This window comes from Mycolicibacterium pyrenivorans (assembly GCF_025821625.1).
Taxonomy (GTDB): Bacteria; Actinomycetota; Actinomycetes; order Mycobacteriales; family Mycobacteriaceae; genus Mycobacterium; species Mycobacterium pyrenivorans.
This window is the reverse complement of sequence record NZ_JACKSH010000157.1, coordinates 14,649-30,684: the sequence shown is the minus strand read 5'-3', so window position 1 is coordinate 30,684 and position 16,036 is coordinate 14,649. Positions and strand designations below refer to the sequence as shown.

Below are 16,036 nucleotides of genomic sequence, written 5' to 3'. Positions count from 1 at the left end.
CGGCCTCGAAGAACCATGCAGAGACGGCGTCGCAAGGCGACCACCGACCCATTTTCACCCCCGAACGGGCGACCGCAAGGTCAAATTGGCTGGAATGCCACTTCGGCTGTCATCAGGCCGTGACCAAAATAGGGACTTTCGGCCCGCGACGGCGGTGGGAAAACTACCTACCGTCGTAGCCATGACCTACGTGATCGGAAGCGCGTGCGTGGACATCGTCGACAAGTCCTGCATGCAGGAATGCCCGGCCGACTGCATCTACGAGGGCGACCGGGCCATGTACATCAACCCCAACGAGTGCGTGGACTGCGGCGCCTGCCGCATCGCGTGCCGGGTCGACGCCATCTACTACGAGACCGACCTGCCCGATGGGCAGGCCGAGTTCCTCGACGACAACGCCGCGTTCTTCACCATGACGTTGCCCGGCCGGGATGCACCGCTGGGTGACCCGGGCGGAGCACTGAAGCTGGGACGTGTCGGGGCCGACACCCCGCTGGTGGCCGCGATGCCGCCGTCGACCACCCCGCACCCCTAGGACCTATCGCCGAAATGGCATTCCGGCAGCAGAACTGCGAGTGAGGGCCTGCCGGAATGCCATTTCGGCGGGCTGTCGACCGGGAACCGTGGCGCGCACGAAGCGGTTGACGATCAACCTCGCCACGCCGGGGTGGGTGCCGAGCGGATCGGTCACCAGGTCGGCGCCGCTGTCGCGCAGCCGATCCTGGAACAGGCCCTCGGACAAGAGATACGACATGACCACCACCCGGCCGCGGCCACGCTGGCGCATCGCCGCGACGGCCTCGGCCACCCTGGGTTCACCGGTGGCGGCGAACGCCAACTCGACCCGGGAACCGACCATCGCCGACAGCCACGTCGCGGTCGTGTGCAGATCGCGCATGGCCGCCGGGTCCGAGGTCCCCGCTGCCGCGAGAATCACCGAATCATCAGGCCGCCAACCGGATTCGATGAGCCGATCGACGAGGACGCGCACCAGTTGCGGGTCGGGTCCCAGTGGGCGGGTGACGGTGACGTCGCAGTGACCGCTGGCCTCGACATGGGCGGGTATATCGCTGGTGACGTGGTAACCGTGCGCCAGGAACGCGGGCACCAGCACCGTCGGCCGGTCCAGCGTCGCACCCAGCAACTCGCTCGGGGTCGGGCCGAGCACGTCGACGAACGCGACGTGCACCGGCTGATCCAGTGTGTCGGAGACCTGCGCCGCGAGGTCGCCGATCAGCGACACCCCACGTTGCTTGCGGGTGCCGTGGGCCACCAGCAGCAGGCTCATGAGGCGTACGCCTCGTCGACGGGAAGCCGGTAGCCACGCTTGACCACCGTGGCCACCATCTTCTTGTCGCCCAGCGCAGTGCGCAGTCGCAGCACCGCCGTCTCGACGGCGTGGGTGTCGGTGCCGCTGCCCGGAAGCGCCCGCAGCAGATCGGTACGCGACACCACCGCGCCGGGGTGGTGTGCGAGCGCCCGGATCGTCGCCATCGCCGCCGGGGACAGCTCTTTGACCACACCGTCGACCAGCACGCACGTGCCGCGGATCTCCAGCAGGTGGCCCGCGACCCGGATCGTGCGCGACTGCAGCAGCGGCAGCTCGTCGGTGATGTGGCGGGCCAGCGCACCCAGCCGCATCCGCTCGGGCGCTGAGGTCGGCACGCCGAGCCGCACCAACGGCCGTGCCGTCACGGGGCCCACGCACATCGCGTGCACACTGTTGCGAAACGCCGACAGCACCTCACCCTCGATGCCCATCTCCCCGGCGCGCATCAGAACCGACGCGACCGCGGGAGCCGACGTGAAGCTGACCGCGTCGAACTTCTCCTCGGCGATGGCGGCCACCAGTTGGTCGAACTCGCCGTTGCGCGGCGCCGGATGCCAGCGATACACCCGGATCGGCACCACTTCGGCTCCCGCCGAACGCAATTCGTCGAGGAACTCGGGAAACGGATCCCATTCGTCGGTGGCGCCGTGCAGCTGCACCGCGATGCGGGTGCCCGCGATGCCACCCTCGACCAGATAGTGCACCACCTCGCGGGAGGACTCCGATTCCGGGGACCACTCCTCGGGCAGGCCGGCCGCGCGCAACGCGCCGGTGGCCTTCGGGCCGCGGGAGACGACGCGGGCCTTGCCCAAGGCCCGGATCAGCTCGTTGGCCATCCCCCAGCCGTCGGCCGCCGCGACCCAGCCGCGGAAGCCGATGCCGGTGGTGGCGATGACGATGTCCGGCGGCGTCTCGATCAACGCGTGGGTGCGCTGTCGCAGCTCGTCGTCGTCGGGCAGCGGCACCATCTCGATCGCGGCCGCGCTGGTGACGGACGCGCCGCGGCGCTTCAGCAGCGCGCCCAGTTCGTCGGCACGCCGCGCTGATGTCACCGCGACCCTGAATCCGGTGAGCGGCGACCAGTCCGGCTCACTCATGCCCAATGTCTATTCAGGTCGTGTTTCGCGGCGATTAACCAACCATTGCGTGAGCGTGTCGCGCCCGCTCAAGGGATGAATTTCCGCTCACGGCCTCTGCGAGCTGACTGTGAGGTCACCAGACGTCGCCGTCGCGCCAGTCGCAGGCGATCGGCGCGGCGGGGTCGAGCGTCACGGTGGCCGGCAGCTCGCCGGGCAGAACGAGCAGGGATCCGTCGTCCTCGGGGGTGCGGGTCAGGCCCGCGGGTGCCAGCACCGACGTCGGCCCGTCCCACGGCAGCCACCCACGGGCCGCGTACAGCGGCCTGCCCAGGGCGGTCGCACTCAGGGCCCCCAGGTGGTATCCGCCCCGGACGACCTGCTCGACGGCGTCCATCAGCGTGCTGCCCAGCCCCTGGCCGCGGTGGTCCTCGCGGACCGCGACGCCCTCGACGTATCCGCACCGCAGCGCGGCGCCGCCGTACAGGAGCCGACGCTGCACAACCGCCGCGTGCCCGATGAGAGCGCCACGCAGGCAGATCACCGCGTGCATCCCGCCCAGCGCGTGCTCCCAGTCGGCGTCGGTGAACTCACCGCCAAAGGCTTCGATGACCATCGAGCGGGCATGCTCGCGGGTCTCTTCGTCGAGATCGGAGGTGTGGACGAGGCGGGCACGCACACCCCGGTTCTACCAGCGGTCAGTCCGCGGCGCCGTCGAACGGCCGCCGCGGCCGCGACCAGTGCAGCCGCACGGTCTGGCCGGGACGCGCCTGGGCGACCTTGTCGATGTCGTCGTCGACCACCACGCCCACCACCGGGTAGCCGCCGGTCACCGGGTGGTCGGGGCCTAGGATCACCGGGAACCCGTTCGGCGGCACCTGGATCGCGCCCCGCGTCGCACCCTCGCTGGGCAGCTGGCGGTCCGGCAGGCGGTACTCCAGCGGCATTCCGACCAGGCGCATGCCGACCCGGTCGCTGCGGTTGGTGACCTGCCAGTTGGTGCGCACCAGCACGTCGGGGTCGACGAACCAGTCGTCACGGGGTCCCGGCACCACCCTGAGCTCGAGAACGTCGTCGGCGATCGCGGCGACGGGTGCCTGGTCGAGTTCGGAGAAGTCGTCGGTGTGCTCGCCGACCGGAAGCACATCGCCGGGCCGCAGGGGCAGCGGGCCGATCGCGGACATCACGTCGTAGCTGCGCGAACCCAACACCGGTGCCACGTCGAAGCCGCCGCGCACCGCCAGATACGAACGCAACCCCGACTGCGGTGCCCCCAGCGAGATAACTTCGCCATCCTGAGCGTAGTGAATGCTGTTGGTGCCGAAGGGAACCCCGTTGACGGCCGGGTCGGCGTCGGCGCCGGTCACCGCGATCGCCACCCCGTCCCTGCCGCCGCCGCGCACGCGGGCGGTGAACCCGCCCAGGGTCACCTCCACGGTCGCGCGGTCGCCCGGGTTGGCGACGAGCCTGTTGGCCAGGGTGTGCGATCGCCGGTCGGCCGCGCCGGAACGCGTGACGCCCAGATGGGACAGCCCGGGCCGGCCGAGGTCTTCGACCAGGGCCAGCGGGCCCGTCTGCAGGATCTCCAGCGTCACGCCGCTCATGAGGTCACCGCCTGGAACCGCACCCACATCCCCGGCGTCAGCAGAGCGGGGTTGTCCCTGTCGACGTCCCACAGCACCGCCGAGGTCCGCCCGATCAGCTGCCAGCCACCCGGGGACTCGCGGGGGTAGACCCCGCTGAACTCACCGGCCAGTCCGACGGAGCCGACGGGCACCTTCGTGCGCGGATCGGACCTGCGGGGCACCGCGAGTCGTTCGTCGCCGCCCACCAGGTACGCGAACCCCGGTGCGAATCCGCTGAATCCGACGCGCCAGGGTTTCCCGGTGTGCGCGGCGACGACCTCGTCCGTCGCCATTCCGGTGAGGCGGGCGACGTCGTCGAGGTCGTCACCGTCGTAGACGACGTCGATCACGACGTCGACGTACCCGTCGGCAGGAGCGGCCGACTCCGCGATCGCGTCCTCGCTCACCCGCACCTGGCGCAGCCGCTGCCGGGTCGGCGACTGGTACCGGGGCCCCGACAGTTTCATCAGAATGGTCCTGGCGGCCGGGACGATGTCCACCACACCCAGCAGGTCGGCCGCGTGCAGGGCGTCGTTCCACGCCAGAACCTCGGTCGTGCTGCCGAACTCGAGAAGAAGCGCGCGATCGCCGTAGTCCCGAATGCGGCTCGGGCCATCGGTACGCCTCGCGTCCGTCACATCCGCTGTCACGCTCATGAGCCAAAGCTACCGCCGAGTAGCTTTGAAAGCTCCCGCTCTGTGAGCCTTGCCAGAGGAGCCTTAGCGATAGCTCAAAATGTGCCGGACACGGCGTTCACGCAGCGGGCTGATACGTCGGCTCGCGGCGCTTGATGTAAGCGATCACGCGGTAGGTCAGCGGCAGCACCACGATCTCGATCGCGGTCTTGTACAGCCAGCCCTGTGCGGTGTAGGTGACGAAATCGCCGAAGCTGGTGATGCCGATGACGCTGGCCGCGATGGCGCAGAACACCACGGTGTCACCCAACTGACCGACGAACGTCGACCCGATCAGCCGGGCCCACAGGTACTTCTCCTTGGTGCGCTCCTTGATCCGCACCACCACCCACGCGTTGAGGGTCTGACCGACGATGAAGCCCGCGAGCCCCGCCACGATCAGCCCGCTGTAGGCACCGGCGATGTTCTCGAAATGCTCCTGGTTCTCATAGAAGTCCGCGGCAGGAAGATAGATCGTCACCCAGAGGGCAAGAGCGGCAAGGATGTTCATCGCAAAGCCGGTGAAGATGGCCCGCCGGGCAGCCTTGAATCCGTACACCTCAGAGAGCACGTCGCCGATCACGTAGGTCAGCGGGAACACGATGAACCCGCCGTCGGTGATGATCGGCCCGAACGCCACCCCCTTGGTGGCCGTGAGGTTGGAGACGATCACGAGCGCGGTGAACACGGCGACGAGCACCGGATAGTAGCCCGACCCCACCCGGGCGAACGCCGCGTGCGGTTCCTGCTGGGCGGTCTGCTCGCTGGTCACCGGCACATTAGATCAGGACTGCGCCGCGGCGATCATCGGCGGCAGCTTCTCGGCGACCACCGGGTAGGACAGTGTCGAGGCGTAGGCGATCGCTCCGGAGATCTCCTTGCCGGTGAACACGTTGCGCCGGTCGAGCGCCGCGATCGTCGGGTCGGCCAGCAGCGCGGCCTGTTCCTCGTCGCTCTCGGTGGTCCAGATCAGGACATCGGCGGAGTCGAGGACGGCGGCCAACCGGTCGCGCGGGATCAGCGACTCGTCGGTGTCCACCACGGTCAGGCCCATCGTGGTCAGGAACTCACGGCGCCAGCCGGGGCCGAGCACCTGCACGCCGTCGCGCACCAGGGTGCCGCCGAGCAGCAGCACCTTCGTGCCGGCGAACCGGGGATGGGCGTCCTTGACCGCACCGAGCTTCGCGTCGACGTCGGCGATCAGCTTCTGCATGTCGTCGTGTCGGAACACCGCCTGGCCGATGGCGGTGGCCTGGTCCCTCCACGGCTCGAAGAACGCGTCGCGCCCCGACTGCGGGATCGTCGGCGCGACGGCCGACAACCGGGTGTAGGTGTCGCGGTCGAGTCCGGCGTCCGTCGCCACGATCAGGTCCGGATTCAGCGCCGTGATCTGTTCGAACTGAACGCCGTCGCCGAGGTTGAGCACCACCGGTTGCGCGCCGCCCAGCCGGGGAAACGCCCACGGCCAGACACCGAACGGTTCGGCTCCGAACCAGTCGGTGACCGCGACGGGGACGACGCCGAGGGCCAGCAGGTCGTCGGCATCGGTGAGCCCGGCGCTGACGACGCGGGTGGGCGGCCCGGGGATCTTCGTCTCACCGAACGCGTGCGCGACGGTCACCGAGCCGTCGTCGGCGACGGTGCCGGGTTTGTCGGATCCGCAGCCGCCCAGCAGCGCCGCGGCTCCGGCGGTCGTCGCGAGGAACCGGCGCCGGGACCACCTCGTGGGCACTCGGCGAGAGTAGCCAACCGGCCTCGAAGTTGCCGGACGACACGAGGGCGGGTCCGAAGGTGCCGACGTGTCCGCGGGCGGTCGCCGACGCGACGCCACACCGCGCGTGTTCGGGCTCCGATCGTTGACCCCGACCCCCGGCCCATGCTAAGCAGGTGCTCAGCAATTGCCAACGCGCTCCTGCCGGCGGACGGTGTCCGCCATACACCTCGCAGGCAGGCGTCGACCTTGAAGGGCCTACGTCCATGTCCACGGATTTTGATTCGGTCGACTACTTCACCGATCCCTCGCTGATTCCCGACCCGCACCCGTACTACGACCACATCCGTGCGAAGGATCCGGTGTGCTGTCCGATCAACAACGGGGTACTCGCGGTCACCAGCTGGCAGGCGGCCAACGCCGTCTACAAGGACAGTGAGAATTACTCGTCATGCGTCGCGGTGATGGGGCCGTTCACCCCGATGCCCTTCGTCCCCGAGGGGGACGACATCTGCGCGCAGCTCGAGCAGCACCGCACCGAGATCCCGATGTTCGAGCACATGGTCACGATGGATCCGCCGCACCACACCGACGCTCGGTCGGTTCTGGCCAAACTGCTGACGCCGAAGCGCCTCAAGGAGAACGAGGACTTCATGTGGCGGCTGGCCGACCGCCACATCGACGAGTTCATCGCCGACGGCAAGTGCGAGTTCCTCGCCGCCTATGCGAAGCCGTTCTCTCTTCTCGCCGTGGCCGACCTGCTCGGCGTGCCCGAGTCCGATCACGAAGAGTTCCGTGAGGCGTTCGGAGCGGAGCGGCCGGGCAGCAATATCGGCGGCCTCGATCACGAGGTGGTCGCGACCAATCCGCTGGCATGGGCGGACGAGAAGTTCGCCCGCTACATCGTCGACCGCCGCGAGTCACCCCGTGACGACGTGCTGACGTCGATTGCGATGGCGAAGTACCCGGACGGTTCGACACCGGAAGTGGACGACGTCGTCCGGACCGCGACGTTCCTGTTCGCCGCGGGCCAGGAGACGACCGCGAAACTGCTCGGTGCGGCGATGCGGGTGCTCAGCGACCGACCCGACATCCAGCAGCAGCTGCGCGACGACCGCAGCCTCATCCCGGTCTTCATCGAAGAGTGCCTTCGCATGGACAGCCCGGTGAAAAGCGTGTTCCGGATGGCCCGCAAGTCGACCACACTCGGTGACACGCCGGTGCCGGCGGGAACCACCGTGATGGTCAGCCCGGGCGCCGCCAATCGCGACCCGCAGCGGTTCGACAATCCGCACGAGTTCTCCCTCGAGCGCAAGAACGTGCGCGAGCACATCGCGTTCAGTCGCGGCATCCACTCCTGCCCCGGCGCCCCGCTGGCGCGGGTCGAGGGTCGAGTCTCGATCGAGCGGATCCTCGACCGGATGGGCGACATCACGGTCAGCGAGGAGAAGCACGGGCCGCGCGATGCCCGCAATTACGTCTATGAGCCGACGTTCATCCTGCGTGGGCTCACCGAGATCAACATCGAGTTCACGCCGCTCGACTGAGCGCCGTCAGGGCGTGGGCAGCGGCACCATGCCCGCGGGCGGCCACACCGGCGGCGGCGCGGGCGCGGGGGCCGGGGGCGCGCCGGGAGGCGCTTCCGGCGAGACGACACCTGGAGGAAGCGTCCCCGGGGGAAGCATCGGCATCTGGCGCACACCCATGGCCTCGGCCATCGCGGGGTCCATCTGCGACGGGTAGAGCGTCTGATAGAGCTCTTCGGTCCCGCGCATGTTCCACAGTTCCCGCAGGAAGCTCATCTGACCGGTGTTGTTGAAGTCGCCGTTCTGCACCGGCGGGATGTAGGGCGCGGTTCCCGGGGCCGGTGGAGGTGCCGGGGCCGGGCCGGGCACGCCGCCCTCGGCAACCGGTGTGTAGGTGAAGACCTGGTTGGGCGCAGGTGCGGGACCTGCTCCGGGCGGCGCCGGTGCGGCCACGCCGGGGGCGGGCGGCAGCGCGGGGTCGACGGGCATCGGTTGGGCGCCGGCCTGGCCGGCAGCGGCCAGGGCGCCTCCGGCGACGAGTGCGCCGAGGACGGCGATCTTGATGCGGGGCGGTGTGACCATGGCTGAAGGCTAATGCGTCGCGCGCCGAAGCGTCACTTTTCGGGGTCAGCTCAGCGCGAGGACGACACCGAGAGCGATCATCATCGCGGCGATGACGCCGTCGAGGATGCGCCACGTCCTGGGGGTCGCGAAGAACCGGCTCAGCCGTTTCGCGCCGAAGCCCAGGCCGGTGAACCACACCACGCTCGCGGTCACCGCGCCGATGCCGAAGAACCACCTGCCGTCCCGGTGTTCATTCGCCAGCGCGCCGAGCAGGATGACGGTGTCGAGGTAGACGTGCGGGTTGAGGAACGTCAGCGCCAGGCAGGTCGCCACCACGCCGGCCAATCGCGCCGGTGCGGCGTCCGACGGGGTGAGGGTGCCGGGTCTGGTCGCCCGCCGCGCGGCCAGCAGGCCGTACCCGATGAGGAACAGCGCGCCGCCGTACTTGGCGAGGACGACGACGTCCGGGTGTGCGGCGATGAGCGCACCGAAGCCGGCGATGCCGGCGAAGATCAGGACGAGGTCGGAGACCGCGCACAGCGCGACGACCGGCATGACGTGTTCGCCGCGGATGCCCTGACGGAGCACGAAGGCATTCTGGGCGCCGATGGCGGCGATCAGCGTCATCGTCGTGGCGAAGCCGGTCAGCACGACGAGGTAGGGCACGTTCACCGACGCAACGCTAGGCACTCACCCGTGATCAGTACAGCTAAAGATTCTTCACTTGGCTAAGCGATGCTAATGAGGGCACCAGGCTCGCCGGCTCACCTACAGGAGGCAGCTGTAGGTTCTCATTCCGAGTGGCGGAATTCTCACAGTGATGGCGGAGATATGGCGGATCCGCCACAAAGATGAGAATCTGATGAGCTGAACTAGCAATCTTGGTAGGCGAATCTCGGCGTTTCCGTACCAACCCGGATCCCCAGTGTCAAGCTGAACACGGCGGTTTGACCGCTGGAGCAAGCATGTCGGATGCGGTTGTTGTTGAGTTGGACTCCGCGGTCGTTTCCTATCGGCCAGCGGCGGGGGAAGAGCGCTGCATACCTGCGGCGGAAGCGTCGCCGACAATGTTGTTTCAGGCGGCTCCGTGGCGCACCTTCCGGTGGTATTTCGGTCAGCGCCACTATTCGGGAACGTATTGGTCAGCCACGGAGTGCGACCACGTCATCTACGAGTCTCGCCTGGAGTTGGCGAATCTGTTGTTGGCCGACTTCGATGCCTCGGTGCATCACATTGCGGCTCAACCGTTCTCATTGCTCGCCACGGTGGATGGTCAGATCCGTAGGCATATCCCGGACTACTTATGGGGCAGCGATGACGGACCCGTCGTGGTCGATGTGGTCCGCACGGAACGGATGACGCAGCCGAAAATCGTGTTGCTCTGCGCCTGGACGAAGGCGGTCGTGGAATCATTGGGTTGGTCCTACCTGGTCGTGAACGAGCCGTCAGAGATCCGTTTGGGCAATGTACGGTTTTTGTCGGGATACCGGCGGGAATGGTTGATCAACTCAGATGTTCTTGACGGAATGCGTTCCAGCAGTCGACAACTCGACGGGATGTCGATCGCTGACGCCGAACAGGCGATCGGCACACATCCGAGGCCGTTGGTCCGCCCAGCTCTGATGCATCTGCTTTGGGTTCAAGAATACAGAGTGGATCTAGACCAACCACTGCGCCCATCAACGGTCTTGGAGGTGTCTCGATGAAACGTGCTGGAGTGCGAGTAGGTACCGGAACACGGTTCATTTACGACGGACAAGTCATCGAAGTCATCGAAATGCACCCCGTGGCAGGGATGCCGGAGGTGCTGACGCGGGATCTTCGCAGCGAAACGGTCCGCCGGTTTGCTCTCGATGAGTTGATGTACTCGACGAGATCGCGTCTGCTGAGCGACGACCTCGCCGTGGAGATCGCCGATGTTGATGGCGATCTCGCGTCGGTAGCGTGGTCAGCTGCACCGGAATATGTTCGGCGCGAAGCCCGCGAGCGAGCGGCGCATGTACGTGAGGCCCTGACTGGGTACCGTTCGGGGAGTGCCCAAACTGCATTGCCACTCGAGCCGCGCCCCTGCTACAGGACCGCGTTGACCAAAGGGGATCGATTGGCCGCGAAGGTAAGAGAACTAGGCGTCGGGTTACGCACCGTCGAACGCTGGGTCAGTCGCTTCGAGGCGGAAGGTGAAGTTGGATTGATCTCGGCCAAGGCGGTGCAGCCTTCGATGCCCAGCAAGACCTTCGAGTTGTTCGAACAAGCGGCACTGGACGTCATGCGTGAGCACACTGACTCGTCCAGACCGACGCGCGATTGCGTGACGGCTCATGCTCGGGCACGCCTGATCGCCACCTACGGCGTAGGCGCTGTGCGGTTACCGTCACCGGCCACGGCGTATCGGATTCTGGGCAAACTCGAACGGCAGTATCCGCTGTTTTCCAAGAGCACCAAACGTAACCGCGACATCGCCGCCCGACCAGTGCTGCCGTACGGCAAGCTGCACCCGTCGCGGCCCGGTGAGTACTTGTTGATGGACACCACTCGTTTGGACGTTTTCGCGATGGATCCACACACGTTGCGGTGGGTGGGTGTGGATCTCACCGTGGGGATGGATTGGTATTCCAGGTGTATCACCGGCTTGCGGCTGACGCCGGTGTCGACCAAAGCGATAGATGCTGCTTCGGTGCTCTACCAATCGTTTAGGCCGATGCGTGCAGGACGGGACTGGTCGGCCGAAGCGGTGTGGCCTGCGCACGGAATACCACGGTCAGTATTGGTAGAACGCGACGCCTTGGATCCGTGCAGTGCATGCGCAGCCGCACCGGCGATCGTTCCCGACACTATCGTGGTCGACCACGGAAAAATCTACGTGGGCGAACAACTGACCAGCGCATGCCGACAGATGGGCATATCCATTCAACCCGCGCGGATACGGGTTGGCTACGACAAGGGACCGGTTGAGCGGTTCTTCCGAACAATCCGCGAGGGCTTCCTCCAAGAACTCCCCGGCTACAAGGGGCCTGACCTCTACTCGCGCGGTGTCGCGCCGGAGCAGGATGCGTTCTTCTTTATCGACGAATTGGAGGCGCTGCTGCGGGAGTGGGTGGCCTCCGTCTATCACCGTAGGCCACACGATGGCATCGGCGAACCCGGATTATGGTCATTGCGGTTGTCGCCGGCACAAATGTTCGAACATGGGATCGCCCGCGCGGGGTATATCGAGGCCCCACGTGACCTGTGCATGGCCTACCAGTTCCTCAGGGTCGAGTGGCGCACCATTCAGCATTACGGGTTCCAGGTTGACAAGCGGATTTACCGGGGTCCCGGACTCACCGGATACAAAGCAGGCGAGGAAAGCCCATACCGGGAGCGCAACGGACAGTGGCCCATTCACGTCGACACTGACGACATTCGGCAGGTCTACTTCTTCAATTCGAAGAACAAGCAGTGGCACGCCTTGCCATGGACGGAAGCAGCCCGCTGCGACGGACCGTTCAATGAGGACGGCTACGAATATTGCCGCAAGCTCGTAGGAGCCAAGCACCGCCTGTTCGACGACAAGATGGTGTTGGCCGAGATGCTTGAGCGTCGCCACCTCGGCCAGGGGCACACCATGGCTGAACGGCGCGCGGCGCTGCGACTTTCACGTCAACAGTCCACCCTGGGGCTAGATGTGCATGAGGCCGCCTTAGTCCCGCATTTGGCGGCGGCGTATCCGCTACCAAACACAGCCGAAGGTTCCGATGGCCGTACCGGTGAGGGGGACGCCTTCGTAGATGAACTCGATGAGGACTTCACGATTGACGACGGCCACTTCTACGACGGCGTCCTGGAGGACGTGTGAGCACCCCTACGGCGTCACCACCAGTCAAGGCGCCCAACCTCGACAATCTCACCCTGTCCCGCAAAGAAGGCTGGCGCGACTTCACTGAAGCACACAAGCGGGTTTGCCCAGAAGCGTTGAAGAAGAGTCAAATTCGATGTCTCGGTGACACCGCGGCTGACAGCTACAATCAACGACGAACAGACTGGCACGACAACTTGGGGCCCTTCAAGACACCGCAACTAGCAGCTCTGCACGATGACCTGTGGGACATCATCGATAGCAACGCCCAAGATGGAAATCACGCCAAGGGAGCTGTGGCCCTTTCGGGCTATCCAGGTCTTGGCAAGACGACTGCCGTGGAAACCTTCGCCAAGGATTTTCACCGGCGCGAAATCCGACGCCACGGCGAATTCACCCGCGCCGGCGACGAGCGGTGGCCGGTCTGCCGAATCGGGATGACCGGCAACACCAGCATGAAAGACTTCAACCGTGCGATGTGCCACTTCTACGCACACCCCGGCAGAAGCGGTAGCACCGACGAACTTGGCAGACGCGCCCTCGACTACGTGCTTCACTGCGAAACCCGGTTGCTCATTATTGACGATCTGCACTTCCTGCACTGGCAACATCGAGGCGGGATCGAGATCAACAACCACTTCAAATACATCGCAAACGATTTCCCTGTCACGCTGCTATCGATCGGCGTCGGGCTCAAAGAACGCGGACTCCTCATCGAGGATTACTCGTACGACGAGCTTTTGGCTCAAACCGCCCGCCGGACGACGCTGCTGGAGATGCGCCCGTACGAGATCAACACCGAGCGGCAACGTCGTGATTGGCGCAATCTATTGACGACCATTGAACAGCGGCTGGTATTAGGCGATAAGCACAGGGGAATGTTGGCGGAGGAGCTCTCTGACTATCTCTTCATCCGCAGCACCGGCCACATCGGCTCGCTGATGGATCTGATACGTCGGGGGTGCGCCCGAGCGATTCGCACGGGAACCGAGTCTCTAACCCACAAGTTACTCGATACCATCAGGATCGACAGCGCTGCCGAGCAGGCGCGCCGCGCACTGGCAGGCGCATTCCGCACCCGGAAGAAAACCACCAAGCTGCAACTACAATGACACGGACACTGCCGTTGCGGGTCATCCCGGGCCCTGGCGAGGCGCTTGACTCATGGTTGGAGGCCGTCGCCATCCGCTATGACTTATCTCTCGGCGAGATAACCCGCGCCGTGGGCATTCCGCACAGCGTGCGCCCGAGGTGGATGACCAAACTCGCACACCGGGAGCTGCAGAGCCTTTCCCTAACAACAGGACTCAGCTCTGAATGCTTTGAATCTATGACCCTGAATCACTTCCACCAGGCCGCTTTGGAGGTCGACCACTTGTCAGGTCACCTCGTGTCAACGTTTCCGTGGGGCGTTACCTACCGGTCTCGCTACTGCCCACATTGTTTGCGTGAGTCCGGAGGGCGCTGGCAGCTGGCCTGGCGGCTCAAGTGGTCGTATCTATGCACTGTCCATCGCTGTCTGCTCGTCGACCAATGCCCGCAATGCCAGAACAACCAACGGACGCGAGCAGCCTTTCTGATGGCGACGCCGCGCCTCGGCCGATGCACTGCAACGCAGAAGAGCCCCGACTGCGATGGAGACCTTCGCGACGCTCAGACCCTGCAACTGCCGGCGGCGCACCCCGCAGTCGTTGCCCAACAGCGAGTGTACGACGTTATTGCCCAGCGGTGCGCCAGCTTTGGCGTGTACGCCGAAGACTCTGCCGTTGCGCGTGGCTTTCTCTCTGATCTACGCGCGCTGGCCTCGCGGGTGCTGGCGCACGCAAAGTGCAACGGCGTAACGGACACCAGTGACGAAGAACTCATCGCCACCTACCTCGATCAGCAGCCTCCACGCGCCGCGGCGTGGTTAGGCCGCCAATACACCTCCAGTAAGGAGCCGCCCAAAACCGCGGCTGAAACGGCGGTGAGTATCACTGCGGCGTTGAAAATACTTGGTGCCGAGACAATTGCAGATGCGGCAGCGGCGATGAAGTGGCTGGTGCCACCCTGCGGGGCTGGACAGAAGCCAGCTGGTTTCTCAGCGGGCCTGCACGCAAGCCCGATAGGAGCCGCGATCTACATCAAGGCCTTCTCAACCGAACTCGGGCCCGCCCTGCAACTTCGTCACCGATCCAACCTCGCCATTCCTGGAGCTAAGCGCACAGATCCCGCCATAGCGGAGCTGCTGGCCCGACGAATCCCCCCCATGCTGTGGCCAGCATGGGCAGTCAGAGTCCAACCAAGAGGAGCGCACAAATCAGCTGTACCGCAATGTCTTTCGTGCGCCGCCGTCCTAGCAGCCACACGAATCACTGTAGCGCGGGCGGCGGAACTATTGGGCGGAAACCTCAACGTATGGACGCTCACCGGGAATCTAAATGTGCTCCGCCGCGATCCGCAATGGGCGGCGATCAGCATCGCGCTAACCCGCCTCGCGGATTACTTGAGCGCTCACGCACCACCGATCGACTATAACCGCCGCCGTAACCTGGACTACAGCCGATTGTTGGCTACCGCAGACTGGCACAGAATCTGCGCAGCAGCTGGCATGCCACCGGGAGGACCCTCAACAGCCCACGTTGCGCGAATTGCGTTGTCCGCCAAGATCAGCGGCCTACCTCCTGAGAAATTTCTAACGGCATGCAAACCGGAAGTTCGTCACGGACTCCTATATCGCGTCAGAGACTTGCCTCTTCATCTCTCACCGCCCTTACTGCATGGCCTCGACAACGCGGGACGACTACTTCTCGACATGCATCACATCGATGAACCGTTGACCTGGCAGCCTCCACTGCGCCTTTTGGAAGGTCTCGATCTGCCCAACACAGACGTTCACCGAGTTGACATCGACGTACTGCACAGCCTGGCCGCAAAACCACGAGCAACGGCCAGGTCGATCGCCGCCGCTCTGGGCACCGATCCAGACGTCGTTCGGCATCTCCTGGCCGAACAGCCCGTCGACGCTCATCAGACGCGTGCAGAAAATCCCGCGTCGATGAAATCGGGGCCGGCTCGCGCACGCCTCCGGCATGACTTGACAGCGGACCAACTCAGGGCGATGCACCACGTTGAGGGGAAAAGCGGCTTCGCGATCGCCAGAGAAATCGGCGTGAGCTACAAAGTCCTGAGGACCCTGGCAACCAGCTACGGGATCACCTTTGGCTACCATCCACAACGACCGACACCTGAATGGCTTCGAGGACAATATGTTGTCAAGCGCCGTGCCCTCGTCGACATCGCGAAGGAACTCAACGTTTGCGCTCTGACAGTCTCGGGGTGGGTGCACCGCGACGGATTGCCCTCAGCTCCTCGAGCAACACCTGAAGCGGCCCAGCCGGTTAGCGCAACAGAAATGGCCGACCTGCTGGCACCGGCCTTGGCGCGTCGCGCAGGAAGGCGCCAGCTGGAAAACTTCCTGCTGGCGCTCAACCACCCAAATCTGACTGCAGCGGCGGCCCGTTGCGGGATCGACCATTCGACCCTGTGGTACCAAATACGACAGCTGGAGAAGGACTTCGGTGGTCCACTACTGCTGAGGGCTCATATGCCCCTGCTATCAATGGCGCCCACTGCCCTCGGAATCAAAGTGGCGGCCGCGGCGAAGGCAGTTCACCATGAAGCCCAGGGTCAGCGCCCGTGACAACCGCGTTGCT

Annotated in this window: 15 protein-coding genes; 6 read left to right on the top strand and 9 right to left on the bottom strand. The window is 65.4% G+C overall.

Annotated elements, in window-relative coordinates; translation table 11 throughout:
* Positions 1-181: 181 nt before the first annotated feature.
* On the top strand, positions 182-535 hold the full coding sequence (fdxA, locus tag H7I57_RS19360; protein ID WP_264025385.1) for a ferredoxin: 354 nt from the start codon (positions 182-184) through the stop codon (positions 533-535).
* Between the two features lie 3 nt (positions 536-538).
* On the opposite strand, the gene H7I57_RS19355 is transcribed toward fdxA, so the two are convergent.
* The 7 genes from H7I57_RS19355 to H7I57_RS19325 all read right to left on the bottom strand — a co-directional run bounded on the left by H7I57_RS19355 (position 539) and on the right by H7I57_RS19325 (position 6,437).
* Entirely contained in the window at positions 539-1,288 is a 750-nt protein-coding gene (locus H7I57_RS19355) for a sirohydrochlorin chelatase (RefSeq protein ID WP_264025383.1), read from the bottom strand.
* Entirely contained in the window at positions 1,285-2,427 is a 1,143-nt protein-coding gene (locus H7I57_RS19350) for a uroporphyrinogen-III synthase (RefSeq protein WP_264025381.1), read from the bottom strand. Before H7I57_RS19350 ends, H7I57_RS19355 begins: the two co-directional genes overlap by 4 nt.
* 115 nt (positions 2,428-2,542) lie before the next feature.
* Entirely contained in the window at positions 2,543-3,085 is a 543-nt protein-coding gene (locus tag H7I57_RS19345; protein WP_264025379.1) for a GNAT family N-acetyltransferase, read from the bottom strand.
* A 19-nt stretch (positions 3,086-3,104) separates the two neighbouring features.
* The gene (locus H7I57_RS19340) at positions 3,105-4,010 is read right to left on the bottom strand and encodes a 5-oxoprolinase/urea amidolyase family protein (protein WP_264025377.1); all 906 of its coding nucleotides are present in this window, start codon (positions 4,008-4,010) and stop codon (positions 3,105-3,107) included.
* Positions 4,007-4,687 carry a 5-oxoprolinase subunit B family protein gene (locus H7I57_RS19335; protein ID WP_264025376.1) on the bottom strand — a complete coding sequence of 227 codons (681 nt, stop codon included), beginning with the start codon at positions 4,685-4,687 and terminating at the stop codon, positions 4,007-4,009. Before H7I57_RS19335 ends, H7I57_RS19340 begins: the two co-directional genes overlap by 4 nt.
* A gap of 97 nt (positions 4,688-4,784) precedes the next feature.
* Complete coding sequence (locus H7I57_RS19330; RefSeq protein ID WP_264025374.1) at positions 4,785-5,477, bottom strand: queuosine precursor transporter; 693 nt, start codon at positions 5,475-5,477, stop codon at positions 4,785-4,787.
* 12 nt (positions 5,478-5,489) lie between these two features.
* The gene (locus tag H7I57_RS19325) at positions 5,490-6,437 is read right to left on the bottom strand and encodes an ABC transporter substrate-binding protein (protein WP_264025372.1); all 948 of its coding nucleotides are present in this window, start codon (positions 6,435-6,437) and stop codon (positions 5,490-5,492) included.
* Between the two features lie 245 nt (positions 6,438-6,682).
* Between H7I57_RS19325 and H7I57_RS19320 the strand changes: the two genes are divergently transcribed.
* Positions 6,683-7,963, top strand: coding sequence for a cytochrome P450 (locus H7I57_RS19320; RefSeq protein WP_264025371.1), 1,281 nt, complete (start codon positions 6,683-6,685; stop codon positions 7,961-7,963).
* Positions 7,964-7,969: 6 nt separating this feature from the next.
* Here H7I57_RS19320 and H7I57_RS19315 read toward each other — a convergent pair whose 3' ends face one another.
* The gene (locus H7I57_RS19315) at positions 7,970-8,524 is read right to left on the bottom strand and encodes a hypothetical protein (RefSeq protein WP_264025370.1); all 555 of its coding nucleotides are present in this window, start codon (positions 8,522-8,524) and stop codon (positions 7,970-7,972) included.
* A gap of 45 nt (positions 8,525-8,569) precedes the next feature.
* Positions 8,570-9,133, bottom strand: coding sequence for an L-lysine exporter (lysE, locus tag H7I57_RS19310; RefSeq protein ID WP_275081456.1), 564 nt, complete (start codon positions 9,131-9,133; stop codon positions 8,570-8,572).
* Positions 9,134-9,471: 338 nt separating this feature from the next.
* Here lysE and H7I57_RS19305 point away from each other — a divergent pair, with 338 nt between their 5' ends.
* From H7I57_RS19305 to H7I57_RS19290, 4 genes are read left to right on the top strand one after another with little or no spacing between them, the layout of a single operon-like run.
* Positions 9,472-10,212 carry a TnsA-like heteromeric transposase endonuclease subunit gene (locus H7I57_RS19305; protein WP_264025368.1) on the top strand — a complete coding sequence of 247 codons (741 nt, stop codon included), beginning with the start codon at positions 9,472-9,474 and terminating at the stop codon, positions 10,210-10,212.
* Complete coding sequence (locus H7I57_RS19300) at positions 10,209-12,341, top strand: TnsB C-terminal domain-containing protein (RefSeq protein ID WP_264025367.1); 2,133 nt, start codon at positions 10,209-10,211, stop codon at positions 12,339-12,341. Before H7I57_RS19305 ends, H7I57_RS19300 begins: the two co-directional genes overlap by 4 nt.
* Complete coding sequence (locus H7I57_RS19295; protein WP_264025365.1) at positions 12,338-13,453, top strand: AAA family ATPase; 1,116 nt, start codon at positions 12,338-12,340, stop codon at positions 13,451-13,453. The genes H7I57_RS19300 and H7I57_RS19295 overlap by 4 nt, the downstream gene beginning before the upstream one ends.
* Positions 13,450-16,023 carry a TniQ family protein gene (locus H7I57_RS19290; RefSeq protein WP_264025363.1) on the top strand — a complete coding sequence of 858 codons (2,574 nt, stop codon included), beginning with the start codon at positions 13,450-13,452 and terminating at the stop codon, positions 16,021-16,023. Before H7I57_RS19295 ends, H7I57_RS19290 begins: the two co-directional genes overlap by 4 nt.
* The last annotated feature ends 13 nt before the right edge of the window (positions 16,024-16,036 follow it).

Bases quoted from the DNA above. Each gene is read 5' to 3' on its own strand.
- fdxA (WP_264025385.1), top strand. From the start codon at position 182: ATGACCTACGTGATCGGAAGCGCGTGCGTGGACATCGTCGACAAGTCC.
- H7I57_RS19355 (WP_264025383.1), bottom strand. From the start codon at position 1,288: ATGAGCCTGCTGCTGGTGGCCCACGGCACCCGCAAGCAACGTGGGGTG.
- H7I57_RS19350 (WP_264025381.1), bottom strand. From the start codon at position 2,427: ATGAGTGAGCCGGACTGGTCGCCGCTCACCGGATTCAGGGTCGCGGTG.
- H7I57_RS19340 (WP_264025377.1), bottom strand. From the start codon at position 4,010: ATGAGCGGCGTGACGCTGGAGATCCTGCAGACGGGCCCGCTGGCCCTG.
- H7I57_RS19335 (WP_264025376.1), bottom strand. From the start codon at position 4,687: ATGAGCGTGACAGCGGATGTGACGGACGCGAGGCGTACCGATGGCCCG.
- H7I57_RS19320 (WP_264025371.1), top strand. From the start codon at position 6,683: ATGTCCACGGATTTTGATTCGGTCGACTACTTCACCGATCCCTCGCTG.
- H7I57_RS19315 (WP_264025370.1), bottom strand. From the start codon at position 8,524: ATGGTCACACCGCCCCGCATCAAGATCGCCGTCCTCGGCGCACTCGTC.
- lysE (WP_275081456.1), bottom strand. From the start codon at position 9,133: ATGACGCTGATCGCCGCCATCGGCGCCCAGAATGCCTTCGTGCTCCGT.
- H7I57_RS19305 (WP_264025368.1), top strand. From the start codon at position 9,472: ATGTCGGATGCGGTTGTTGTTGAGTTGGACTCCGCGGTCGTTTCCTAT.
- H7I57_RS19300 (WP_264025367.1), top strand. From the start codon at position 10,209: ATGAAACGTGCTGGAGTGCGAGTAGGTACCGGAACACGGTTCATTTAC.
- H7I57_RS19290 (WP_264025363.1), top strand. From the start codon at position 13,450: ATGACACGGACACTGCCGTTGCGGGTCATCCCGGGCCCTGGCGAGGCG.